Here is a 25,231-nt window from a genome sequence, read left to right as displayed (position 1 = left end):
TACTGGCTTTTTCCTCAAATTGAGTTTTGTCCAGCCTCGTTTAATTACTTCCGATACAAGCGATCATATTGGTAGTAAGGGTCAAAGGTTACGTTGATACCTAGTTTGCGAAGGACATTCTTGTCTTCATCGGTCAAGATGATGGTTGAGTGGGCTTCACTTCCTTTGAGGTTGCCGAGTTCCTTCATTGCGCGCGCAGCATCAGGATTTTCCATAGCCGTGATGGCAAGAGCAATCAGGATTTCATTTGAATGGAGGCGAGGATTGCGACTACCTAGGTGATCGATTTTAAGACCTTGAATTGGTTTGACGACTTCAGGCTCGATTAGTTTCACTTCCTTAGCGATGTCAGCTGATTTTTTGATGGCATTGATCAAGGCAGCAGCTGTAGGGCCAAAGAGCTCTGAGTTTTTACCAGTAACAATGTCGCCAGATGGCAATTCAAGAGCTAGGGCAGGGCCACCAGTTTCTTCTGCTTTTTGGCGTGCAGCAACAGCAACCTTGCGGTCTGCAGGTGTGATACCGAGGTCATTCATGAGCAACTCGATTTTCTTGACAGCAGTTTCGCCGACTTTTTCAGCTTTGAAATCAAGAACTGTCTGATAGTAGCGGCGAATGATTTCTTGTTTAGAAGCTTCAATAGCAGCTTCATTATCTATAATAGCAAAACCAACCATGTTGACACCCATGTCTGTCGGTGAAGCGTATGGAGATTCACCGAGAATGCGTTCCAGCATACGTTTGAGCACTGGGAAAATTTCGATATCACGGTTGTAGTTGACCGTTGTTTCTCCGTAGGTTTGGAGATGGAAGGGGTCAATCATGTTGACATCATCAAGGTCTGCGGTTGCAGCCTCGTAGGCCAAGTTGACTGGATGATGAAGGGGCAGGTTCCAGACAGGGAAGGTTTCAAATTTAGCGTAACCAGACTTGATACCGTTAATTTGGTCGTGGTACATATTGGACACACAGGTTGCCAATTTCCCAGAACCAGGTCCAGGAGCAGTTACGACGATTAACTTGCGGCTGGTTTTGATGTAGTCGTTTTTCCCCATGCCTTCTGGAGAAATGATGTGATCCATATCTGTGGGATATCCTTTGATTGGATAATGAAGATAAGAATCAATTCCGTTTTTCTCTAGCTGGTTGCGGAAGGCATCTGCAGCGGGTTGGCCAGCGTATTGTGTGATGACAACCGAACCAACAAAAATCCCCAATTCATTGAATTTGTCAATCAAACGAAGAACTTCTTGGTCATAAGAGATGCCTAGGTCACCACGTGCTTTAGAATGTTCGATGTTGCTTGCATTAATGGCGATCACAACTTCGACCTGCTCTTTTAACTCCTGCAAGAGCTTGATTTTATTGTCAGGCTCATAACCAGGAAGGACACGAGCAGCGTGGAAATCTTCTAACATTTTGCCACCAAACTCCAAGTAGAGCTTGCCGTCAAATTGGTTAATACGCTCCAAAATGTGGTCGCGCTGTAGATTCAAATATTGTTCAGAACTAAAAGCTTGTTTTTTCATTTTTTTACCTCTGACCTCCATTATAATAAAAAATCGGAAGTTAGGAAACTATAAAGGTAAAAAAGAAATCAAAAAAATTAGGCAAACGCTTGCACAAAGTTTGAAAAAGCGCTATCATAGACTGTAGATTATTAAAATAATGAGGTAACAAGATGCAAGAAAAATGGTGGCACAATGCCGTAGTCTATCAAGTCTATCCTAAGAGCTTTATGGATAGCAACGGAGATGGAATTGGCGATTTGCCAGGAATTACAAGTAAGTTGGACTATCTAGCCAAGTTAGGGATCACAGCGATTTGGCTTTCTCCCGTTTATGACAGTCCTATGGATGATAATGGATATGATATTGCTGATTATCAAGCGATTGCTGCTATTTTCGGGACCATGGAGGACATGGATGAACTGATCGCGGAAGCTAAGAAGCGTGATATCCGAATTATCATGGACTTAGTAGTCAATCATACCTCGGATGAACATGCTTGGTTTGTAGAGGCCTGTGAAAATCCTGGTAGTCCTGAGCGCGACTACTATATCTGGCGGGATGAACCCAACGATCTTGATTCTATCTTTAGTGGGTCTGCTTGGGAATACGATGAGAAGTCGGGTCAATACTATCTCCACTTTTTCAGTAAGAAACAGCCCGACCTCAACTGGGAGAATGAAAAACTTCGCCAGAAAATTTATGAGATGATGAACTTCTGGATTGATAAAGGGATTGGTGGTTTCCGTATGGATGTCATTGACATGATTGGGAAAATTCCTGATGAGAAGGTAGTGAATAATGGTCCTATGCTCCATCCCTATCTCAAGGAAATGAATCAGGCGACTTTTGGGGATAAAGATCTCTTGACGGTAGGAGAAACTTGGGGGGCAACGCCAGAAATTGCCAAGCTTTACTCTGATCCGAAGGGCCAAGAATTGTCTATGGTTTTCCAGTTTGAGCACATCTGTCTTCAGTATCAGGAAGGGCAACCTAAATGGCACTATCAAAAAGAGCTGAATATCAGTAAGTTAAAAGAAATCTTCAACAAATGGCAGGCAGAGTTAGGAGTTGAAGACGGCTGGAATTCCCTCTTCTGGAACAACCATGACCTCCCTCGTATCGTCTCTATCTGGGGTAATGACCAAGAATACCGTGAAAAATCAGCCAAAGCCTTTGCGATTTTGCTTCATCTCATGAGAGGAACGCCTTATATTTACCAAGGTGAGGAGATTGGGATGACCAATTATCCCTTTGAAACACTTGATCAGGTAGAAGACATTGAATCCCTCAACTATGCGCGTGAGGCTCTTGAAAAAGGCGTTCCGATTGAAGAAATCATGGACAGCATCCGTGTCATCGGTCGTGACAATGCCCGTACTCCGATGCAATGGGATGAGAGTAAAAATGCTGGCTTCTCAACTGGTCAACCTTGGTTGGCGGTTAATCCAAACTACGAAGAAATCAACGTTCAAGAAGCGCTGGCAAATCCAGATTCTATTTTCTATACTTATCAAAAACTCGTTCAAATCCGTAAGGAGAACAGCTGGTTGATTCGAGCTGATTTTGAATTGCTTGATACAGCTGACAAGGTATTTGCTTATATCCGTAAGGACGGTGACCGTCGCCTCCTAGTCGTGGCTAATTTGTCTAATGAAAAACAAAACTTTTCAGTGGAAGGAAAAGTTAAATCGGTCTTGATTGAAAACACTGCGGCTAAAGAAGTACTTGAAAAACAGGTCTTGGCTCCATGGGATGCCTTCTGTGTGGAAATGATTGACTAAAATGAGCAAACCTCAAGCTTTTGAAGCTTGAGGTTTTTTACTAAAAATTGTGTAGAAAAATCTTTAAAAAATATTTGTTAGAATTTTCTAAAAAATCATCCGAAAGTTCTTGCTTTTATGAAAAAATAGGGTATAATGGTGGAAACACTATCTTAAAGGAGATTACTTATGAGATCGAAAAAGTGGCTCTTAGGAGCAGGTGCTGTCTTGAGTGCGGCCCTTCTGTTAACCGCTTGTGGGCAAAGCGAAAAAAAGGCTGATGCTCCCAAGACATTTTCTTATGTCTATGCTATGGATCCATCATCTTTGGACTACAGCGTGACGAGCAAGAGCTCAACTTCTGACGTTATAGCCAACGTTGTCGATGGTCTTTTGGAAAACGATAAATACGGGAACTTGATTCCGTCGCTTGCAGAAGACTGGTCCGTTTCTAAAGATGGCTTGACCTATACCTACAAACTTCGTAAGGGTGTAAAATGGTATACTTCTGAGGGAGAAGAGTATGCTGAAGTCAAGGCCCAGGATTTTGTTACTGGTCTGAAACACGCAGCTGATGGCAAATCAGACGGCCTCTCTCTCCTTCAAGATTCTATCAAAGGGTTGGCTGCTTACATCAGTGGAGAAAGCAATGATTTCTCTACTGTAGGAGTGAAAGCTGTTGACGATTATACGGTTGAATATACGCTTAACAAACCAGAAAGCTTCTGGAACTCTAAAGTTACAACTGCTACCATGCTTCCAGTTAATGAAGAATTTTTGAATTCTAAAGGGAGCGACTACGGTGCACCAACACCATCAAGTATTCTTTATAACGGTCCTTATCTTTTGAAATCATTGACTTCAAAATCAGTCATCGAGTATGAAAAGAATCCAAACTACTGGGACAAGGACAATGTTAAGATTGACAACATCAAACTAACCTTCTATGATGGTTCTGACCAAGAATCCTTGATTCGTAGCTTTACACAAGGTGCCTATACAACAGCTCGTCTCTTCCCAACAAGCTCAAACTTTGAGTCAACTAAGAAAGAGTATAGCGATAAGATTGTCTACAGTCCACAAGAAGCGACAAGCTACTACCTCACTGTTAACGTAAACCGCCAGTCTTACAATAAAACAGCCAAAACAGACGAGGCTCAAAAAACATCAACAAAAGAAGCTCTTCTCAACAAAAACTTCCGTCAGGCGCTAAACTTTGCCCTTGATCGTCACTCTTACACGGCTCAGTTGAATGGTGAAGAAGGTGCGGACAAAATTATCCGTAACAGTCTAGTACCTCATGACTATGTTCAAGTAGGTGAAAAGACCTTTGGAGAGTTGGCACAGGCAGAGCTGGTTTCTTACGGAGACCAGTGGAAAGATGTAGCCCTTACAGATGGTAAGGATACGCTTTACAGTCCTGAAAAAGCCAAGGCAGCCTTTGCTAAAGCTAAGGAAGAATTGCAGGCTAAGGGTGTGACCTTCCCAATCCGTTTGGATGTGCCAGTTGAACAGACCGATGTCATTGCTGTTCAGCAGACGAACTCACTCAAGCAGTCTATCGAATCAACACTTGGTACGGAGAATGTCATTGTCGATGTCCTTCAAATGACCGATAATGAGAAAATGAGCATTACTTCTCAAGCTAAGGTTCCATCTCAAAAAGACTATGACTTGAATGGAACTGGTTGGGGACCAGACTATCAAGACCCAGCTACCTACCTCAACATTCTTGATGCTAAGAAGGGTTCTGCCCTTAAACACTTGGGTATCACTCGTGGAAAAGATCCAGAAGTGATGGCTCAAGTCGGTCTAGACGAATACAAGAAACTCTTGGATGATGCCGCAGCTGAAACAAGCGATCTCAATAAGCGTTATGAGAAATATGCTAAAGCTCAAGCCTGGGTATCTGATAGCTCGCTCTTGATCCCAGTTGCTTCTTCAGGTGGTTCTCCAACGGTTAGCCGTACTGTACCATTTACAAAAGCTTACTCTCAGGTCGGGATCAAGGGAGACCCATTTGTATTCAAAGGTTTGGAGTTGCAAAATGATGTTGTGACTGCAAAAGAATACGAAGAAGCTCTCAAGAAATGGCAGAAAGAAAAAATTGAAACAAATGCCAAATACCAAAAAGAGCTAGAAAAACACGTTAAATAGTCTATAAAAGAAAAGGAAGTTGCAGAAAATCTGTGCTTCCTTTTTCTGGTTTTGAGACATCAGTCGTCGTAAAATTAGGAACTTTACAATTTAGGATAAATTTGATAAAATATGGCTATGTTATAAAAAGTGACATAAAGGAGTAGAGGATGAACATAAAAAAAAGACTCATCGGAACTGGTCTTGTCCTAGCTACAGGGATTTTACTGACAGCTTGTGGACAGTCCAATACGGATACAAGCACCTTCTCATCAACATTTAGCGCAAACCCAACGACATTTAACTATCTTTTAGACTATTATGCAGATAACACTGCAGTGATTACCAATCTTGTGGATGGTTTGCTAGAAAATGATAGCTATGGAAATCTAACGCCAGCTCTAGCTGAAGACTGGTCAGTTTCGGCAGATGGTTTGACCTATACCTACAAACTCAGAAAAGATGCTAAGTGGTACACAGCTGATGGAGAAGAGTACGCTCCAGTTAAAGCCCAAGACTTTGTCACTGGGATTAAGTATGCTGCGGACAACAAGGGGCAAGCCATGGATCTCATCCAGAACTCTATCAAGGGATTGAATGACTATGTGACAGGTGCGAGCAATGACTTCACAACAGTTGGTGTTAAAGCCTTGGATGACTATACGGTTGAGTACACTTTGACACGACCAGAGCCCTACTGGAACTCAAAGACAACCAACAGTATCCTTTTCCCGGTTAACGAAGAATTCTTGACATCAAAGGATAAAGACTTTGGAACCTTGACGCCAAACAGTATCCTTTACAATGGACCTTACTTGTTAAAAGATTTCACATCAAAATCTTCCATCGAGTATGTGAAGAATCCTAACTACTATGATCATGACAAGGTGACTATTGAAAAAGTTAAATTGGCTTACTTTGATGGCTCTGATCAGGAGATGACCATTCGAAACTTTGAAAGTGGTGCCTATTCACTTGCGGGAGTCTATCCAAATAGCTCGAGCTATGCCAAGACAAAAGAAAAATACCAAGACAATATCGTTTATAGCTTACAAGACAAGACTTCTTGGTACTTCAACTTTAATGTAAACCGTAAAGCTTATAACCACACTGCTAAAACATCAGACCAGCAAAAGAAATCTACGCAAACAGCGATTTTGAATAAAAACTTCCGACAGGCCTTGAACTTTGCCATCGATCGCACGGCCTATTCTGCTCAATCTAACGGGCAAGAAGCGGCAAGCAAGACCCTTCGTAATACCCTTGTTCCCCCTACATTTGTGCAGGTGGGAGATAAGAGCTTTGGAGAAGTGGTTTCTTCTAAACTTGTTCAGTATGGAACAGAATGGTCAGGAATCAACTTGGCAGATGCCCAAGACGGTTACTTTAACAAGGAAAAGGCCCAAGCAAAATTTGCGGAAGCTAAAAAAGAATTGGAAACTCAAGGTGTTACCTTCCCTATTCATTTGGATGTCCCGGTTGATCAAACCAATAAAAATGCAGTTTCTGGTATGAATTCGCTTAAACAGACACTTGAAACAGTACTAGGTTCTGATAATATCGTCGTTGATGTTCAGCAACTTTCAACGGATGACTTTGGGAATGTCGCTTTCCTAGCTCCAAATCCAGCAGCTCGTGATTACGATTTGAACTTTGATGGCTGGGTTGGTGATTACCAGGATCCATCAACTTATCTGGATCCATTTAATGCCGAAGATGGTTTTTATCTCAAGATTTTTGGTCTTGATGCTAAGGAAGACCAAGAGCTGATCAAGAGTCTGGGGCTTGATACCTATACGAAACTTCTAAAAGAAGCAGACGCTGAGAATCAAGATGTCGCTAAGCGTTATGAAAAATACGCTGAAGCTCAAGCTTGGATGATTGATAATTCTCTGATCATGTCTACGATGTCCAATGGTGGTACGGCCTCTGTAACCAAAGTAACTCCATTCACACGTGCATACTCTCTAGTGGGAATCAAAGGTGATGGAAATAACTATAAGTACATGAGACTGCAAAAAGATCCTGTTACCAAGAAACGATTTGATGAAGCCAAGGCTAAGTGGGAAGAAGAAAGTAAAAAGGCTATCGAAAAGAGTCAAAAAGAATTTGAAAATCATATCAAATAAAAAGTTGAAATAAGGTCTCTTGCAAGGGATCTTATTTTTGTTTGCTTAAGCTCCTAAATAATGAAAGCGATCACTTCGAAATATAGCTAAGAAAAAATGAATGAAAACGCTGAGAATTAGGGGAATAAATGGAAATTATCCTACTTCTGTGGTATAATTAACCTAATTATTAACGTATAGGGGATTAACATGACTAAACGTTCAAAGAGAACTCGCTCGGGAAAAGTAAAGCGAAGCGTTAACATAGCCTTGTTAGCTGTTTATCTATTGTTGGCTGGCTTTTTATTGTTTTTGATTTTTAAATACCATATCCTTGCTTTTAGATATCTTAATCTAGTGGCAACTGCCTTAGTTCTACTAGTTGCCTTAATAGGGCTGCTCTTGATTATCTATAAAAAAGCTGAAAAGTTTACCATTTTTCTGTTGGTGCTCTCTATCCTTGTCAGCTCTGTGTCGCTCTTTGCAGTACAGCAGTTTGTTGGACTGACCAATCGTTTAAATGCGACTTCTAATTACTCAGAATATTCGATCAGTGTAGCTGTTTTAGCAGATAGTGAGATTGGGAATGTTACGCAACTGACGAGTGTGACAGCACCGACTGAGACTGATAATGAAAATATTCAAAAACTACTAGCTGATATCAAATCAAGTCAGAATACCGATTTGACGGTCAATCAGAGTTCGTCTTACTTGGCAGCCTACAAGAGTTTGATTGCAGGAGATACCAAAGCCATTGTCCTAAATAGTGTCTTTGAAAATATCATCGAATCGGAGTATCCAGATTACGCATCGAAGATAAAAAAGATTTATACCAAGGGATTCACTAAAAAAGTAGAAGCTCCCAAGACGTCTAAGAATCAGTCTTTCAATATCTATGTTAGTGGAATTGATACTTATGGTCCAATTAGTTCGGTGTCGCGTTCAGATGTCAATATCCTGATGACTGTCAATCGAGATACCAAGAAAATCCTCTTGACCACAACGCCACGTGATGCTTATGTACCAATCGCAGATGGTGGAAATAATCAAAAAGATAAATTGACCCATGCGGGCATTTATGGAGTTGATTCGTCCATCCACACCTTAGAAAATCTCTATGGAGTGGATATCAATTACTATGTCCGTTTGAACTTCACTTCGTTCTTAAAGTTGATTGACCTTTTAGGTGGAATTGATGTTTATAATGATCAAGAATTTACCGCACACACTAATGGGAAGTACTATCCAGTTGGAAATGTCCATCTAGATTCTGAGCAGGCTCTGGGATTTGTTCGTGAGCGCTACTCTCTAGCAGATGGTGATCGTGATCGCGGACGTAATCAACAAAAGGTGATTGTGGCTATCCTTCAAAAATTAACTTCGACCGAAGCACTGAAAAATTATAGTACGATCATTGATAGCTTGCAAGATTCTATCCAAACAAACATGCCACTTGAGACCATGATGAACTTGGTCAATGCTCAGTTAGAAAGTGGTGGAACTTACAAAGTGAATTCGCAAGACTTGAAGGGTACGGGACGGATGGATCTTCCTTCTTATGCGATGCCAGATAGTAACCTCTATATGATGGAAATTAACGACAGTAGCCTTGCATCTGTCAAAACTGCTATTCAGGACGTGTTGGAGGGCAGATGAAATGATTGATATTCATTCGCACATTGTCTTTGATGTAGATGATGGTCCCAAGTCAAGAGAGGAAAGTAAGGCTCTCTTGACAGAAGCCTATCGACAAGGAGTACGAACCATTGTCTCTACCTCTCACCGACGCAAGGGCATGTTTGAAACTCCAGAAGAGAAGATAGCAGAAAACTTTCTTCAGGTTCGGGAAATAGCTAAGGAAGTCGCGAGTGACTTGGTCATTGCTTATGGGGCTGAAATTTACTACACACCAGATGTTTTGGATAAGCTGGAAAAAAAGCGGATTCCGACCCTCAATGATAGTCGTTATGCCTTGATAGAGTTTAGTATGAACACCCCTTATCGCGATATTCATAGTGCCTTGAGTAAAATATTGATGTTGGGGGTTACTCCAGTCATTGCCCACATCGAGCGCTATGATGCTCTTGAAAATAATGAAAAACGCGTTCGAGAGCTGATCGATATGGGCTGTTACACGCAAGTAAATAGTTCACATGTCCTCAAATCCAAACTTTTTGGAGAACCTTATAAATTCATGAAAAAAAGAGCGCAGTATTTCTTGGAGCGTGATTTGGTTCATGTGATTGCAAGTGATATGCACAATCTAGACGGTAGACCTCCTCATATGGCAGAAGCATATGACCTTGTTTCCCAAAAATACGGAGAAGCGAAGGCTCAGGAACTTTTTATAGACAATCCTCGAAAAATTGTAATGGATCAACTAATTTAGGAGAAATGATGAAAGAACAAAACACGATAGAAATTGATGTATTTCAATTACTTAAAACCTTGTGGAAACGCAAACTAATAATTTTATTAGTGGCACTTGTGACAGGGGCGGGAGCTTTTGCATATAGCACTTTTATTGTTAAGCCAGAATATACGAGCACCACGCGTATTTACGTAGTCAACCGTAATCAAGGAGATAAGCCGGGGCTGACGAATCAGGACTTGCAGGCAGGATCTTATCTGGTAAAAGACTACCGCGAAATTATCCTTTCGCAAGATGTGTTGGAGAAGGTAGCGACAAATTTGAAATTGGATGTGCCAGCAAAAGCGTTAACTAGCAAAGTTCAAGTGACTGTACCAGCCGACACTCGTATCGTCTCAATCTCTGTCAAGGATAAACAACCAGAGGAAGCCAGTCGCATTGCTAACTCTCTACGAGAAGTTGCTGCAGAAAAGATCATCGCTGTAACGCGAGTATCTGATGTAACGACGCTTGAAGAAGCGCGACCAGCTACGACTCCCTCTTCTCCAAATGTTCGACGCAACACCTTATTTGGTTTTCTCGGAGGAGCCGTCGTAACAGTAATTACTGTTCTTTTGATTGAGTTACTCGATACCCGTGTGAAACGTCCTGAAGATGTCGAAGATGTACTGCAAATTCCACTTCTAGGGGTCGTTCCAGATTTGGACAAAATGAAATAGGAGGAAGTTATGCCAACGTTAGAAATCTCACAGGCGAAATTAGATCTTGCGAAAAAGGCAGAGGAGTATTATAACGCCTTGTGTACGAACCTACAGTTAAGTGGAGATGATTTGAAAGTATTTTCTATCACTTCTGTGAAACCAGGAGAAGGAAAATCAACGACTTCCACCAATATCGCTTGGGCTTTTGCGCGTGCAGGTTACAAAACGCTGCTGATTGATGGAGATATTCGCAATTCTGTTATGTCAGGTGTCTTTAAAGCAAGGGATAAAATTACAGGTCTGACAGAATTTCTATCGAGTACAACGGATCTGTCGCATGGGCTTTGTGATACCAATATTGAGAATCTCTTTGTGATTCAGGCTGGCTCTGTGTCACCAAATCCGACAGCACTTCTCCAAAGTAAGAACTTCAGTACAATGCTTGAAACCTTGCGTAAATATTTTGACTATATCATCGTAGACACTGCTCCTGTCGGTGTCGTGATTGATGCGGCTATCATTACGCAAAAATGCGATGCTTCTATTTTAGTGACAGCGGCAGGTGAAACAAATCGACGGGATATTCAAAAAGCGAAAGAACAGGTGGAACAAACTGGGAAGCCGTTTTTAGGAGTTGTGTTGAACAAATTCGATACTTCAGTAGACAAATACGGTTCTTATGGAAGTTATGGGAATTACGGGAAAGAGTAAACCAGTTTGTAGTAGCGAAACTAATTGAGATACTTATCATGGGGAAGGGGTTAAGGTGAAAAGAAACAGCATTATCTATATTAGCATAAAACGAGTTATGGATGTTCTTATTGGCTTGTTTGGAACAATATTCATAGTCTTGCCCTGTTTTCTAATAATTTATATTATCTATAAAATAAAAGGTTATAAAGGGAGTATATTTTTTACACAATACAGAGTGGGGTTAAGAGGGAAAAAATTTAAAATTATTAAATTTAGATCAATGGTTGAAAATGCTGAAGAAGTTTTGACCGCAAATAAAGCACTCTATGAGAAATATATAAATAACAGCTACAAATTACCTTCAAATGAGGATCCTCGTCTTACCAATATCGGAGATTTTATAAGAAAAACGAGTATTGATGAAATTCCTCAATTTATAAATTTAATGTTAGGTGATATGAGTCTTATCGGACCTAGACCGATTTTGGAGAATGAGTTAGAGGAGTATTCTAAGGAAGAACAGCAAGTTTTGTTATCTGTACGGCCAGGTATTACAGGGATGTGGCAAGTTTCTGGTAGGAGTGAGGTATATTATCCTGAACGCTGTGAAATGGAGCTGTACTATCCTCGGAACCAATCCTTTTTGTTGGATGTCAAAATCTTCTTTTTGACAATAAAAAAAGTTCTGTCTGGAGAAGGGGCTCATTGATGTATGAGCTAAATCATCTAGCAAAAAATAGATAGAAAGACGAAGTTGAATACGAATAACGTTTCTTGGGTATTCGTATTCATTTTTTCAAGTGAAGGAAGCATTATGAATAAGTGGATTTGATCTAGTATTTTTTGATTGAAAAAATGAATGGGAATTCAATCTAAAGAATTGTCCAGTGAGGCAAGATTTTAGGAATTGGAGTTAGGATGTAGAAATGTCAAAAAAGTATAAAATTATAGTAGCGACTCATAAAAGATTTCAAATGCCAGAAGATAAGGACTTATATATTCCTGTTCAGGTTGGCAGTGAAGGAAAGGAAAATTTAGGCTACCAACGAGATGATCAAGGTAATCATATCTCACACCTCAATCCTTATTATTGTGAATTGACAGGATTATACTGGGCTTGGAAAAATTTAGAATGTGATTATCTTGGATTGGTACATTATCGTAGATATTTCACATCAAAACGACACACATATAGAGAAGCAATTAGTATGGATGATATTATTCTTTCAAAGTCAGAAGTCAAAAACTTGCTGTCAAAATACGATGTTGTTGTTCCTAAAAAAAGGAAATATTATATTGAAACGCTATACTCACACTATGCACATACTCATGATGCCAATCATTTAGACGTGACACGTCAGATTGTTAGCGAATTGAGACCGGACTATATCGTCGCTTTTGATCAGGTCATGAAGCAACGCAGTGGCTATATGTTCAATATGTTTATCATGTCCAAAGAAAATGTAGCAGCCTATTGTGAATGGTTGTTCCCGATTATCGATGAACTCTATAGAAGATTGGACATTACAGACTATTCTGCTTTTGATGCTAGATTATTTGGTCGTATCAGTGAACGATTGTTCAATGTTTGGTTGGCAAAACAAGATTTGCGGGTAAAAGAGATACCGTTTATCTATATGGAGAAAATTGACTTGATTCAAAAAGGGAAATCCTTCCTACAAGCAAAATTTTTCGGAAAAAAATATGGACAGAGTTTTTAGATAGGGATGAATAATAAGGATGAAAGTAGTACTAAAAATAAAATCTGTACCAGAACTTTTGGCTCTTGTTGCCTTAGGAATGTTTTTAATCGTTTCGATATTAGATGTGACTTTTTATGCTCAATATCTACCTAGAATAGTATCTAAACTAGTGATAGCTCTATCACTCTTTATATTATCTATAAAAGAATTGTTTAAAAAAAATTATGATTATAGAGCTGTTATAGGATTGTGTATAACATCTTTAATTTATCTCATCGTAGGAAAAATAAATGGTTTTAGTTCTAATGTTGCAATAGGGATATTATTCATTTATGCATTGCGTGATATTCCTTTCAAGAGTGTAGCCAAAACATCCATCATAATAAGTATTTTCTTGTTATCATTTGTAATAATCGGTGCAAAATTAGGGGTTATACCTAATTATTTAGAGATATCAGGGGCTCGAGTCCGTAGCTATTTAGGTTTTAGGTATGCATTATTTCCGTCAATTTTACTGATGAATATAGTTGCCATTTCATTGTACTTAAAGAAAGATAAGATTTATTATTGGCAGTGGTTCTTTTTGGCACTTTGTACTTACTGGGTATATGATCAAACCGATTCCCGGTTGACATTTTATAGTTCTTGTATACTATTGGTCTGCAATTTATTAATAAAATGGATTCCCAATTTATTCACTAACTTAGGAAATATATTTAATATTTTTAAACTAACTTTTATTGTAAATGCAATAGCAAGTTTTTGGCTTGTGCAAATCTATCTAAATTCAACTAATTCTTTTGTCAATAATTTTCTTTTTAAATTAAACTATATGTTGGGTGGTCGTATTTATTTAGCAAACAAATCTCTCCAACTTTATGGTTATGGCTTGTTCGGTAAATCAGTTGAATGGAATGGTAATGCTCTTACTATTGAAGGTGTAAGAAATGATCAGACATACTTGTATGTGGACAATTTATACATTCAAATTTCACAAAAATACGGTTTACTAATTCTAGCATTGATGATCTCGCTTCTAACTTTAACTTTATTTAAAGTAATTAAAAGTCGCCAATGGGTTCTTGCTTTTATTTTGATATTGATGAGTTTTCATTCCATGATTGATGATTTGAATTTGTACCTTCATTACAATATTTTTTGGATATTGTTAGGTAGTTTAATCTACCCGGATTATCAGTTTTCTGATGAAAGTGATGAAGAGTTAAGGGGAAATTCGTTTGAAAAAATCATATAGTGAAATGCTAAGAAGTATTTAACGAGAACTTAAAAGATCATGGACTGGGAAGGCGGTTTTATTTCGATTTATATAGGAGGAAAGTATGTCGGATATCAAAATCATTCAAGATAAGATTTTATCTATCTTAAAGGAGTTCATTAGTATTTGCGAAGAAAATAACCTAACCTACTATGCTCTTGGTGGAACCTTGCTAGGAGCGGTACGTCATAAAGGTTTCATACCTTGGGATGATGACATCGATATCGGCATGCCCAGAGAAGATTATGAAAAATTTAAAAAACTAGCCCCAGACCTGTTACCAAGTAATTATAAATTTTTGAGTGAAAATACTGCTGGTTATAAAAAAGCTTTCTCTGTAATTCGGGACGATTCAACGAAAATCATAATGAATTATAGTAAAGAGGAATTGGTAGAGAGTTTGTGGATAGACATTTTTCCACTTGATGGTATGCCTGCTGCCCCTTTTAAGAGAAAAATGCATGAGTATAGATACTTATATAGACGGATGATGGTTCAACTTTCTCAGTTTAATAGTTTAGTAAATCAGAAGAAAGAAAATCGGCCCTTAGTTGAAAAAGTGATTATTGCCTTTGCAAACATAGTTAAAATTGAAAAGATACTTTCTTTTGACTGGGCGCAAAAAAAATATATAAAGACCATTAAAAGATATTCATTTTATGAAGAATTTTCAGGAAATTATACTGGGGCATATAAATTGAGGGAGATTGTACCCTCTGATTATTTTGGAACACCAGTCTTATTAAAATTTGAAGGAATTGCCTTGAGTTGTCCTTGTAGGTATAAAGAATATTTGACAGCGATCTATGGGGAAAATTATATGCAATTGCCTCCAGAAGAACAGAGAGTCCAACACCACTATAAAATAATATCGCTTGGTGAGAAAGAAGGATAAGAATAGGTTAAATATGAAAAAAATAGCAATAGTTAGATACAATCTAAGTAAAATTGGGGGAGCTGAAAAAGTAGCTATCAGTATGGCTAATGAGTTGTCAAGCCATTATGATGTAAGACTTTTGTCTATTCTATTGGATGAGGATGGATTCATAAATTATGATATTCATCCAGATGTTCAATTGGTGAATTTTTACAAGGGTGACATTCGTATTAGAACTGCTATTTTAAAATTAACTACTAAGCTCAGAGAGTATATAAAAAAAGAAAGAATAGAAGTGATTTTTTCAATAGCTCCTTTAACAAATATCATGATACGGTTAGCTACTCTGGGTCTAGATGTGAAAATTGTTTTTTGTGATCATCACAGCTTAGAGTTTCAAGATGGAAGAAGCAGAAAAATACAGAGATATATTGGAGCGAAGTATTTTGATAAGGTTGTTACTTTAACGCAGGAAGACCGGATAAAATACTCAAAAAAATATAAGATTCCTATAGAGAAAGTAGCTACAATTTATAATTGGATAGAAGAAACCAAGCACCATAAAACAGGCTTGAATAATGATTCTAAAAAGATCCTCACAGTGGGTCGATTTCACAGTCAAAAGGGGTATGATTATCTTGCCAAAGTAGCTATAAAAGTATTATCCCGACATACAGATTGGCAGTGGGATATATATGGTTCAGGGGATAAGCTCATTGAACAGGAGCTGAAAAGAAAACTTGAAGAAGGTAGTGTTTTTTCACAAGTTAATTTTAAAGGAAATGTAAAAGGAACTGAAAATATCTATCCCAATCATAGTATCTACGTCATGACTTCTCGCTATGAGGGTTTACCTTTAGTCCTATTAGAAGCACAACAATACAATCTTCCTATTGTTAGCTTTAGATGTCCGACGGGACCTAGTGAGATTGTTGAAGATGGAATCAACGGATATCTGATTGATTGCTATGACGTGGATCAGATGAGTGAGAAATTGCTTGAATTGATGAAAAATGATGATTTGCGACAATCTTTTTCAGAACATGCCAAAGACAATATGGATAAATTTGATAAAAATAAAATTCTTAATCAGTGGATAGAATTAATTGAGACAATTTAGGAGATAAGATGCAAGAGTGTTTATTGACAATTGTAATGCCTAGTTATAATATTCAGGACTATATTTCCAAAGGAATCGAATCATTCCAGCAAGTACACCCAGATTACAAACAAAAATTTGAGATCTTAATTGTGAATGATGGAAGTACGGACGACACAGCCAAAGTAGCAGAAGAGGCTCTAAGAAAAGATTCGTTGCTGAATGGTCGTATTATCACAAAGGAAAATGGAGGTCATGGCTCAACAATTAATCGTGGTATCCAGGAGGCAAAGGGGAAGTTCTTTAAAGTTATTGATGGGGATGACTGGGTTATCCCATCAGAGTTTGAAAAGTTTTTAGATGCCCTTACAGTTACTGATGCAGATATGGTTCTTACGGACTTTACAGAACAACATGTTTATAACAATACTACTGTTCGAAATGATTTTGCTGAGAAGTATGAGGTTGGTAAGGAATATTCTGGAATTCCAGAGAAACGAATCCCAATGCACTCGGTAACCTACAGAACATCTATCCTAGTTGAGAATAAAATTCGTTTAAGTGAAAAGACATTTTATGTTGACATTCAGTACACTCTTTTTCCTTTAGAGTATGTTCATAGTTTCGGTTATTGGAATTATGATGTTTACCAATACTATATCGGACGACCCGAGCAGAGTATGAATATTGAGAGTATGAAACGAAATGTTCGCCATCATTTGACTGTGACAAATTCTGTGCTAGATTTTTTTTCAAAAATTTCAGAGGATCCTATTTTAAAAAAAGTAGTTGTAGATGCGTTGAACTATCTTATTAGTTTACAAATCGATTTGTCATGGATGGTTGAGGACTCAAAGATACTATCAAAAGAATTATATAGACAAATTGAGCAGAGTTCTTATGAGTATACGCCTACAAAAAAATTTGATAGATTGTCTTATTTGAACTATAAATCTCATTATTTTCTAGGCTTTGTATTCAATCCAATATTGAAAAAATATTCTAAAAAGAAAGAAAAAGAGAGAGGAGTTTAGGATGTTTATTAGTGTTGTTGTTCCGGTTTATAATGTTTCTGATTATTTACATTTTGCCATGGATAGTCTTATAAAACAAACGTATCAAAATTTCGAAATAATCCTTGTAAATGATGGTTCAACAGATAACTCCCCTCAGTTATGTGAAGAGTATGCTAAGCAGTATGAAAACGTCTCTGTTTTTCATAAAGAAAATGGAGGCTTGTCTGATGCCCGTAATTTAGGAGTTTCGAAAGCGTCATCAGAGTGGATTTTCTTTTTAGACCCAGATGATTATTTGGAAGATTATACTCTAGATTTGATAGTGAAAATTCAACAAGAGCATCAAGCAGACCTGATTTCTACCAAAGTGAAGGCAACGTCTAAGTATAACGATTATAGTCCTTATCAACTTGAGGAGTCAGATTATAAGGATTTGTGTGTTGTTACAAAAGAGAAGGCTCTTGAGCTAATGCTAGACGACAAGATTGCGACAGTTTCTGCTTGTGCTAAGCTTTATCACAAAAATATCTTGGAAAAAATTCCATTTCCTGTTGGAAAAATCTATGAAGACTTTTATGTGGTAGCGGATCACCTTGCCTTAGCGGATAAAATTGTGATTAGTCCACTTGAAACATATAACTATTACCGTAGAGAAGGTAGTATTGTCCGTTCGACTTTTACTGAGAAAAGATATGATTTTTTTGATGCCGTTTCGAAAAACGAGGAAGTTATAAAGAAAGAATACACTCAAAGTATAGAATTAAAACAATCTCTGCAAGCTAAAAAATTACGAGGAGGCTTTGTTGTAATTGGTGCAAAGGCTGACTCTGGTTTAACAGATTTTTCGAAAGATCGAGAATTATTGAAAGTTGATTTTAAGAACATGTTATTAAATAAAAAAATATCGTGGAGACTAAAATTAAAATATACAATATTTATGCTATCATCTAAAATGTATTTAAGATTAAGATAGTATAGTAGATCAATTTATTTGAATAAGAATATCGAGTATTTTAAGAAACGAGGAATTATGAAACAAGCTTATATANTAATTGCACATAATAAGTTTGAACAGTTGAAATTTTTAATTTCTCTGTTGGATTATAAAGAACATGATATTTTTATTATTATAGACAGCAAAGTTAATGTGGAGAAAACTACAATTACTTCGCTTAAGTCCAGTGTAATACATTCCAATGTCATTCTCGTAGATAGAGTTCCTATTTATTGGGGAAGCTATTCACAAATTTCTGCAGAGATGTTAGGATTTCGTCATGCATATAATTACGATAACTATAGTATGTTCCATTTGTTGTCAGGTGTAGATTTACCATTAGTGCCGGCAGATAAATTGTTTAAATTCTTTAATCAGAACAAATCAAAGAATTTTCTGAGCATGGTCTCTGATGAGATTTTGAAATCAAATAAAGTATATGAGCGTGTACAATTTAGATACTTATTTCCTAGATTCTTAGCTAGAAATATTAAGAACAAATATGTTCGTAAATTTGTAGCATATTACCGTAAGCTAGAGATTAAAATTCAACGTTTAGTGAAAATAGACTGTTTTAAAAAATATAACATGAGATTGGGTTATGCATCTAACTGGGTATCTATTAATCAGGAATTAGTTAGAATAATACTAGAAGAAGAGAAAAATATTGAAAAAATATTTAAATATTCGATAGTAAATGATGAGCTGTTCATTCCTACGATAATGTATAAATACAATTTGATGGAATCGTTATATTCATCTTCACCGATAACAGATGCCCCAGATGATTTTCAAGGAAATCTAAGATATATCAATTGGTGGGATGGAGATCCTCATACATGGACTGACTCTGAGCATGATATAGAACAATTGAAGCGTGGTAAAGCTTTAGGTCATAAGTTTTCTAGAAAATTTGATTTAGAGAAATATCCGAATCTTAAAGAAGAAATTCTAACTATCATAAATGGGACCGACTGATATGAAAGTACTAAAAAATTACGCTTATAACCTCTCCTATCAACTATTACTCATTGTACTACCCATTATTACAACTCCCTATGTAACTAGAGTATTTTCTTCAGAGGATTTAGGGACATATGGGTATTTTAATTCTATTGTTACTTATTTTATTTTATTAGCTACTTTGGGAGTTGCTAGTTATGGAACGAAGGAAATTTCGGCGAATAGGAGAAATATCCCACAGAATTTCTGGGGGATATATACACTCCAATTTGGTGCAACATTGTTATCAATTTTCTTATACATTTTCTTATGTCTGAGAGTTGGGACAATGAGAAATCCAGTAGCCTATATATTGTGTTTGAGTTTGTTTTCCAAAGGATTAGATATTTCTTGGCTTTTTCAGGGTTTAGAAGATTTTCGTAAAATTACAGTAAGAAATATCACTGTGAAACTCGTTGGTGTGGGTTCAATATTTTTGTTTGTAAAATCAGCTACCGACCTCTACCTTTATGTTTTTCTTTTGACGATATTTGAGTTGTTGGGACAATTAAGTATGTGGTTGCCTGCTCGAGAATTTATTGGAAAACCGCATTTTGACTTAGAATATGCCAAATATCATTTAAAGCCAATTCTTTTATTATTCCTCCCTCAGATAGCGATTTCCTTGTATGTCACTTTGGATCGTACAATGCTTGGTGCCTTGGCTTCTACAAAGGATGTAGGAATTTATGATCAGGCGCTTAAGTTAATTAGTATTTTGTTGACTTTGGTAACCTCTCTAGGGAGCGTTATGTTGCCAAGAGTATCTAGTCTATTGGGGACGGGAAATCATAAAGCTGTTAATAAGATGCATGAGATATCCTTCTTAATTTATAATTTGGTTATTTTTCCAATTATGGCAGGAATGTTGATTGTAAACAACGATTTTGTTCAATTTTTTCTTGGGAAAGATTTTCAGGATGCCCGCTATGCGATAGCAATAATGATTTTTCGCATGTTCTTTATCGGTTGGACCAATATTATGGGCTTTCAAATGCTAATCCCACACAATAAGAATAAAGAATATATGATTTCAACAACTGTTCCTGCGATTCTCAGTGTTGGTTTGAATTTACTATTCCTTCCTAAACTTGGATATATCGGAGCGGCCATTGTTTCTGTTTTGACAGAGGCGTTGGTATGGGCGATACAATTATACTTTACTCGTAAATACCTAAAAGAAGTTCCTATAATTGGATCTATGACAAAAATTGTCCTAGCATCCGCTATTATGTATGGCATTTTGCTAGGTTCAAAAACATTTATACATTTTTCGCCGACTATAAATGTTCTAGTATTTGCAGTGCTTGGTGGAATCATTTATCTTTTTGCTATTTTATCTATGAAAGTAATAGATGTGAAAGAATTAAAACAAATGATTAGGAAAAATTAGAATGCGCAAATATCGAAATATTAACTTAGATCTACTAAAAGTACTTGCATGTGTTGGAGTTGTTCTACTTCATACAACGATGGGTGGGTTTAAAGAGACGGGTTCATGGAATCTTTTGACATATTTATATTACTTAGGAACCTATTCTATCCCTCTATTTTTTATGGTCAATGGTTATTTATTGTTAGGAAAGAGAGAGATTACCTATTCTTACATACTGCAGAAAGTAAAATGGATTCTAATAACAGTGTCGTCATGGACCTTTATCGTCTGGCTGTTTAAAAGAGACTTCACAGAGAACCTAATTAAAAAAATTGTAGGTTCTTTAATACAAAAAGGTTATTTCTTTCAGTTTTGGTTTTTCGGAGCTTTGATGCTCATTTATATATGTTTGCCGATTTTGAAAAAATTTCTAAATTCAAAAAGAAGTTTTTTCTACAGTCTTTCTTTATTGGCAGTTATTGGTTTGATTTTTGAGTTAACAAATATTGTACTTCAAATGCCAATACAAACATATGTAATACAAACTTTTAGATTATGGACATGGTTATTCTATTATCTTTTAGGTGGTTATATAGCGAAATTCACTATGGAAGAACTCAAAGCCAGGTTTAAGAATTGGATGAAAATAGTTAGCATACTTTTGTTATTGCTTTCACCGGTAATATTATTTTTCATAGCGAAGACCACTTATCATAATCTTTTTGCTGAATATTTTTATGATATTTTATTTGTAAAAGTTGTAAGCCTGGGAATTTTTCTAACTATCCTCACGCTTACTGTGAATGAAAAATGGAGCGAATGGATTGTTTCCCTTTCTAATCAAACTATGGGAGTTTTTATAATACACACATATATTATGAAGGTATGGGAAAAACTATTTGGTTTTAGTTTTGTAGGATCGTATTTACTTTTTGCTATATTTACTTTAAGTGTTAGTTTTATTATTGTTGGAATGTTAATGAAAATTCCTTATTTCAATCGAATCGTTAAATTATAAAAAGGAGAGTAATATGTACGACTATTTAATCGTTGGAGCTGGTATGTCTGGAGCTATTTTTGCTCATGAGGCAACCAAGCGTGGTAAAAAAGTAAAAGTGATAGACAAGCGTGATCACATTGGTGGAAATATCTACTGTGAGGATGTAGAAGGTATCAATGTTCATAAATATGGTGCCCATATCTTTCATACCTCTAATAAAAAAGTGTGGGACTATGTCAATCAATTCGCTGAGTTTAACAACTATATCAACTCACCTGTCGCAAACTACAAAGGAAGTCTTTATAATCTTCCTTTCAATATGAATACCTTCTATGCTATGTGGGGCACAAAAACTCCACAGGAAGTAAAAGATAAGATTGCTGAGCAGACAGCTGATATGAAGGATGTTGAGCCGAAAAATCTGGAAGAACAAGCTATCAAGTTGATTGGTCCAGATATCTATGAAAAGTTGATCAAGGGTTATACTGAAAAGCAGTGGGGGCGTTCCGCGACTGACCTTCCACCGTTTATCATCAAACGTCTACCAGTTCGTTTAACCTTTGATAATAACTATTTTAATGACCGTTACCAAGGGATTCCTATTGGTGGTTATAATGTGATTATCGAAAATATGCTTAAAGACGTAGAGGTTGAACTTGGAGTGGATTTCTTTGCTCACCGTGAGGAGTTGGAAGCATCTGCTAACAAAGTTGTTTTCACAGGAATGATCGATCAGTATTTTGACTACAAACACGGGGAGTTAGAATACCGTAGCCTTCGCTTTGAGCATGAAATTTTGGACGAGGAAAATTATCAAGGAAATGCTGTAGTGAACTATACAGAGCGTGAGATCCCTTATACTCGTATCATCGAACACAAACATTTTGAATATGGAACGCAGCCAAAGACAGTCATCACGCGTGAATATCCAGCTGACTGGAAGCGCGGGGACGAGCCCTACTATCCAATCAACGATGAGAAAAATAATGCTATGTTTGCTAAGTACCAAGAAGAAGCAGCACAGAATGATAAGGTAATTTTCTGCGGACGTTTGGCCGATTATAAATACTATGATATGCATGTGGTGATTGAACGGGCGCTTGAGGTTGCGGAGAAAGAGTTAGGTAACTAAAGATTTGATATTAAAATGAGGGACCACTTCTTTTCCTCATTTTATTCATCTTAATAGGAGATTGAAAAAGCGGCTCTTTGTCAGCTATAGTGGGTTGATGTCAACGAACATCTGGAGAGGACAATCACTGTCTTCTCCTTTTTGATTTTTCAGAATATACCAAACTAACACAAAAATTCTGAAAATTCTGTTGACATCTTTCTGAAAAGGTTCTATAATAGATAGAAAGTTTTAAAGGAGAAAATGATGAAAAGTTCAAAACTATTTGCTCTTGCGGGTGTAACCTTATTGGCGGCTACTACTTTAGCTGCATGCTCTGGATCAGGTTCGAGCGCTAAAGGAGAGAAGACATTCTCATATATCTATGAAACAGACCCTGACAACCTCAACTATTTGACAACTGGTAAGGCAGCAACTGCTGACATTACTAGTAATGTGATTGATGGATTACTTGAAAATGACCGCTATGGTAACTTTGTGCCATCTATGGCTGAGGATTGGTCTGTATCCAAGGATGGATTGACTTACACTTATACTATCCGTAAGGATGCAAAATGGTATACTTCTGAAGGTGAAGAATACGCGGCAGTCAAAGCTCAAGACTTTGTAACAGGACTTAAATATGCTGCTGATAAAAAATCTGATGGTCTTTATTTAGTTCAAGAATCGATCAAAGGATTGGACGCCTATGTAAAAGGGGAAATCAAAGATTTCTCACAAGTAGGAATTAAGGCTCTGGATGATCAGACAGTTCAGTACACTTTGAACAAACCAGAAAGCTTCTGGAATTCTAAGACAACGATGGGTGTAATGGCACCAGTTAATGAAGAGTTCTTAAACTCTAAAGGGGATGATTTCGCTAAAGGAACAGATCCAAGTAGCATCCTATACAATGGACCATTCTTGCTCAAATCTATCGTAGCTAAATCTTCTGTTGAGTTTGAAAAAAATCCAAACTACTGGGATAAGGACAATGTTCATCTTGATAAGGTTAAATTATCATTCTGGGATGGTCAAGATACCAACAAACCGACTGAAGCCTTCAAGGATGGAAGTTTCACTATGGCCCGTCTCTTCCCAACAAGCGCTAGCTACCCAGAGACTGAAAAAGCATTTAAAGATAATATTGTTTACACACAACAAGATTCTACTACTTATTTAGTAGGTACGAATATTGATCGCCAGTCTTATAAGTATACTTCTAAGACAACGGATGAAGAAAAAACATCAACCAAGAAAGCTCTTCTAAACAAAGATTTCCGTCAAGCTCTTGCTTTTGGTTTTGATAGAACTGCCTATGCCTCTCAAGTAAACGGTGCAAGTGGTGCGACTAAACTGCTTCGTAACTTGTTTGTTCCACCTACATTTGTTCAAGCAGATGGCAAAAACTTTGGTGAGTTGGTCAAAGAAAAATTGGTGACATACGGTGACGAGTGGAGCAACGTGAACTTGGATGATGCTCAAGATGGTCTCTACAATCCAGAAAAAGCCAAAGCAGAATTCGCCAAGGCTAAGACAGCTCTTCAAGCAGAAGGTGTGAAATTCCCAGTCCACTTGGATATGCCTGTGGACCAAACAAACACAACAAAAGTTCAACGTGTGCAATCTTTGAAACAGTCACTTGAAGCAACTTTGGGAACAGATAATGTAGTTGTGGATATCCAACAACTTCAAAAAGATGATGTATTGAACATCACTTACTTTGCCGAGACTGCTGCTGGTGAAGATTGGGATATCTCAGATAACGTTGGTTGGGCTCCAGACTTTGCGGATCCATCTACCTACCTTGATATCATCAAGCCATCTGTCGGAGAAAATACGAAGACTTACCTAGGATTTGACTCTGGAACAAACAATGCTGCGGCTAAGCAAGTTGGTTTGGAAGACTACGAAAAAATGGTTGTGGAAGCTGGGGAAGAAGTTTCTGATGTTTCAAAACGTTATGAAAAGTATGCTGCTGCCCAAGCTTGGTTGACAGACAGCGCCTTGCTCATCCCAACAACTTCTAAAACTGGTCGTCCAATGTTGTCTAAGATGGTGCCATTTACTCTTCCGTTTGCTTACTCAGGTAACAAGGGTACGAGCGAAGCCCTCTTGTATAAATACCTAGATTTACAAGATAAGCCAGTAACAACAGAAGAATATCAAAAAGCCCAAGAAAAATGGCTGAAAGAAAAAGAAGAGTCTAATAAAAAGGCCCAAGAAGATCTCGCGAAACATGTGAAATAACTGTTGCAAAATATAAGAAAGGATTTAGTATTTCTCTTGAATGCTGAATCCTTTTTTACATTTGTAAAGAAAGATTCTAAATGTACTGACCCCCAAAAGTTAGATTTTTTTCTGTCTAACTTTTTGGGGTCAGTTCAAAATTTGGAGCCTCTTTTTGTCAGAATAGAGAAAATTTTCCTTAATTTTACTTGTTTCCTATTGCTTTCTCAGTTATTATTTGTTATATTAAAAGTATAATTATTTTTTAT

At 37.2% G+C, this 25,231-nt stretch carries 20 protein-coding genes; 19 read left to right on the top strand and 1 reads right to left on the bottom strand.

The genetic code is table 11. From position 1 onward, the window contains the following. Nucleotides 1-44: 44 nt before the first annotated feature. Nucleotides 45-1,529, bottom strand: a complete 1,485-nt coding sequence (locus D8801_RS07540) for a DUF1846 domain-containing protein (protein ID WP_125848965.1) — start codon at nt 1,527-1,529, stop codon at nt 45-47. Nucleotides 1,530-1,681: 152 nt separating this feature from the next. On the opposite strand from D8801_RS07540, the gene D8801_RS07535 reads away from it, so the two are divergent. The 19 genes from D8801_RS07535 (at nt 1,682) to D8801_RS07445 (ending at nt 24,983) form a co-directional block, all read left to right on the top strand. Then, nucleotides 1,682-3,292, top strand: a complete 1,611-nt coding sequence (locus D8801_RS07535) for a glycoside hydrolase family 13 protein (protein WP_125848963.1) — start codon at nt 1,682-1,684, stop codon at nt 3,290-3,292. 168 nt (nt 3,293-3,460) lie between these two features. Further along, nucleotides 3,461-5,428 carry a peptide ABC transporter substrate-binding protein gene (locus D8801_RS07530; protein WP_125848961.1) on the top strand — a complete coding sequence of 656 codons (1,968 nt, stop codon included), beginning with the start codon at nt 3,461-3,463 and terminating at the stop codon, nt 5,426-5,428. A gap of 149 nt (nt 5,429-5,577) precedes the next feature. After that, nucleotides 5,578-7,536, top strand: a complete 1,959-nt coding sequence (locus tag D8801_RS07525) for a peptide ABC transporter substrate-binding protein (RefSeq protein ID WP_125848959.1) — start codon at nt 5,578-5,580, stop codon at nt 7,534-7,536. 189 nt (nt 7,537-7,725) lie between these two features. Continuing rightward, nucleotides 7,726-9,171, top strand: coding sequence for an LCP family glycopolymer transferase CpsA (cpsA, locus tag D8801_RS07520; RefSeq protein WP_125415632.1), 1,446 nt, complete (start codon nt 7,726-7,728; stop codon nt 9,169-9,171). 1 nt (nt 9,172) lies between these two features. Then, nucleotides 9,173-9,904, top strand: a complete 732-nt coding sequence (gene cps4B / locus D8801_RS07515; RefSeq protein ID WP_125415634.1) for a capsular polysaccharide biosynthesis protein Cps4B — start codon at nt 9,173-9,175, stop codon at nt 9,902-9,904. Between the two features lie 8 nt (nt 9,905-9,912). After that, nucleotides 9,913-10,605, top strand: coding sequence for a capsular polysaccharide biosynthesis protein CpsC (cpsC, locus tag D8801_RS07510; RefSeq protein WP_125415636.1), 693 nt, complete (start codon nt 9,913-9,915; stop codon nt 10,603-10,605). Nucleotides 10,606-10,614: 9 nt separating this feature from the next. Beyond that, the gene (locus D8801_RS07505; protein ID WP_125848957.1) at nt 10,615-11,298 is read left to right on the top strand and encodes a tyrosine-protein kinase; all 684 of its coding nucleotides are present in this window, start codon (nt 10,615-10,617) and stop codon (nt 11,296-11,298) included. A gap of 97 nt (nt 11,299-11,395) precedes the next feature. Further along, the gene (locus tag D8801_RS07500) at nt 11,396-11,989 is read left to right on the top strand and encodes a sugar transferase (protein WP_398575011.1); all 594 of its coding nucleotides are present in this window, start codon (nt 11,396-11,398) and stop codon (nt 11,987-11,989) included. A 217-nt stretch (nt 11,990-12,206) separates the two neighbouring features. Then, a complete protein-coding gene (locus D8801_RS07495; protein WP_125848954.1) occupies nt 12,207-13,001 on the top strand; it encodes a DUF4422 domain-containing protein in 795 nt (264 codons plus the stop codon). Between the two features lie 19 nt (nt 13,002-13,020). Beyond that, nucleotides 13,021-14,238: a polymerase gene (locus D8801_RS07490; protein WP_125848952.1), complete on the top strand. Its 1,218-nt coding sequence runs from the start codon at nt 13,021-13,023 to the stop codon at nt 14,236-14,238. 85 nt (nt 14,239-14,323) lie between these two features. Beyond that, on the top strand, nt 14,324-15,154 hold the full coding sequence (locus D8801_RS07485) for a LicD family protein (RefSeq protein WP_084947225.1): 831 nt from the start codon (nt 14,324-14,326) through the stop codon (nt 15,152-15,154). Nucleotides 15,155-15,167: 13 nt separating this feature from the next. Then, nucleotides 15,168-16,256, top strand: a complete 1,089-nt coding sequence (locus D8801_RS07480) for a glycosyltransferase family 4 protein (RefSeq protein ID WP_125848950.1) — start codon at nt 15,168-15,170, stop codon at nt 16,254-16,256. Between the two features lie 8 nt (nt 16,257-16,264). Next, nucleotides 16,265-17,269, top strand: a complete 1,005-nt coding sequence (locus tag D8801_RS07475) for a glycosyltransferase family 2 protein (protein ID WP_125848948.1) — start codon at nt 16,265-16,267, stop codon at nt 17,267-17,269. 1 nt (nt 17,270) lies between these two features. After that, a complete protein-coding gene (locus tag D8801_RS07470; RefSeq protein WP_125848946.1) occupies nt 17,271-18,224 on the top strand; it encodes a glycosyltransferase family 2 protein in 954 nt (317 codons plus the stop codon). A gap of 57 nt (nt 18,225-18,281) precedes the next feature. Continuing rightward, nucleotides 18,282-19,223, top strand: a complete 942-nt coding sequence (locus tag D8801_RS07465; RefSeq protein WP_125848944.1) for a beta-1,6-N-acetylglucosaminyltransferase — start codon at nt 18,282-18,284, stop codon at nt 19,221-19,223. Nucleotide 19,224: 1 nt separating this feature from the next. Further along, a complete protein-coding gene (locus D8801_RS07460; protein WP_084947341.1) occupies nt 19,225-20,640 on the top strand; it encodes a flippase in 1,416 nt (471 codons plus the stop codon). A 1-nt stretch (nt 20,641) separates the two neighbouring features. Then, on the top strand, nt 20,642-21,640 hold the full coding sequence (locus D8801_RS07455) for an acyltransferase (RefSeq protein WP_125848942.1): 999 nt from the start codon (nt 20,642-20,644) through the stop codon (nt 21,638-21,640). A 13-nt stretch (nt 21,641-21,653) separates the two neighbouring features. Then, nucleotides 21,654-22,754 carry a UDP-galactopyranose mutase gene (gene glf, locus D8801_RS07450; RefSeq protein WP_125848940.1) on the top strand — a complete coding sequence of 367 codons (1,101 nt, stop codon included), beginning with the start codon at nt 21,654-21,656 and terminating at the stop codon, nt 22,752-22,754. A gap of 246 nt (nt 22,755-23,000) precedes the next feature. Then, on the top strand, nt 23,001-24,983 hold the full coding sequence (locus D8801_RS07445) for a peptide ABC transporter substrate-binding protein (protein ID WP_125848939.1): 1,983 nt from the start codon (nt 23,001-23,003) through the stop codon (nt 24,981-24,983). Nucleotides 24,984-25,231: the final 248 nt, after the last annotated feature.

The organism is Streptococcus oralis, assembly GCF_003943415.1.
Classification (GTDB): Bacteria; Bacillota; Bacilli; order Lactobacillales; family Streptococcaceae; genus Streptococcus; species Streptococcus oralis_BJ.
Note: the sequence above shows the minus strand (reverse complement) of the source record. Positions and strands in the feature narration are given on the sequence as shown.

Bases quoted from the DNA above. Each gene is read 5' to 3' on its own strand.
- D8801_RS07540 (WP_125848965.1), bottom strand. From the start codon at position 1,529: ATGAAAAAACAAGCTTTTAGTTCTGAACAATATTTGAATCTACAGCGC.
- D8801_RS07535 (WP_125848963.1), top strand. From the start codon at position 1,682: ATGCAAGAAAAATGGTGGCACAATGCCGTAGTCTATCAAGTCTATCCT.
- D8801_RS07530 (WP_125848961.1), top strand. From the start codon at position 3,461: ATGAGATCGAAAAAGTGGCTCTTAGGAGCAGGTGCTGTCTTGAGTGCG.
- D8801_RS07525 (WP_125848959.1), top strand. From the start codon at position 5,578: ATGAACATAAAAAAAAGACTCATCGGAACTGGTCTTGTCCTAGCTACA.
- cpsA (WP_125415632.1), top strand. From the start codon at position 7,726: ATGACTAAACGTTCAAAGAGAACTCGCTCGGGAAAAGTAAAGCGAAGC.
- cps4B (WP_125415634.1), top strand. From the start codon at position 9,173: ATGATTGATATTCATTCGCACATTGTCTTTGATGTAGATGATGGTCCC.
- cpsC (WP_125415636.1), top strand. From the start codon at position 9,913: ATGAAAGAACAAAACACGATAGAAATTGATGTATTTCAATTACTTAAA.
- D8801_RS07505 (WP_125848957.1), top strand. From the start codon at position 10,615: ATGCCAACGTTAGAAATCTCACAGGCGAAATTAGATCTTGCGAAAAAG.
- D8801_RS07500 (WP_398575011.1), top strand. From the start codon at position 11,396: ATGGATGTTCTTATTGGCTTGTTTGGAACAATATTCATAGTCTTGCCC.
- D8801_RS07495 (WP_125848954.1), top strand. From the start codon at position 12,207: ATGTCAAAAAAGTATAAAATTATAGTAGCGACTCATAAAAGATTTCAA.
- D8801_RS07490 (WP_125848952.1), top strand. From the start codon at position 13,021: ATGAAAGTAGTACTAAAAATAAAATCTGTACCAGAACTTTTGGCTCTT.
- D8801_RS07485 (WP_084947225.1), top strand. From the start codon at position 14,324: ATGTCGGATATCAAAATCATTCAAGATAAGATTTTATCTATCTTAAAG.
- D8801_RS07480 (WP_125848950.1), top strand. From the start codon at position 15,168: ATGAAAAAAATAGCAATAGTTAGATACAATCTAAGTAAAATTGGGGGA.
- D8801_RS07475 (WP_125848948.1), top strand. From the start codon at position 16,265: ATGCAAGAGTGTTTATTGACAATTGTAATGCCTAGTTATAATATTCAG.
- D8801_RS07470 (WP_125848946.1), top strand. From the start codon at position 17,271: ATGTTTATTAGTGTTGTTGTTCCGGTTTATAATGTTTCTGATTATTTA.
- D8801_RS07460 (WP_084947341.1), top strand. From the start codon at position 19,225: ATGAAAGTACTAAAAAATTACGCTTATAACCTCTCCTATCAACTATTA.
- D8801_RS07455 (WP_125848942.1), top strand. From the start codon at position 20,642: ATGCGCAAATATCGAAATATTAACTTAGATCTACTAAAAGTACTTGCA.
- glf (WP_125848940.1), top strand. From the start codon at position 21,654: ATGTACGACTATTTAATCGTTGGAGCTGGTATGTCTGGAGCTATTTTT.
- D8801_RS07445 (WP_125848939.1), top strand. From the start codon at position 23,001: ATGAAAAGTTCAAAACTATTTGCTCTTGCGGGTGTAACCTTATTGGCG.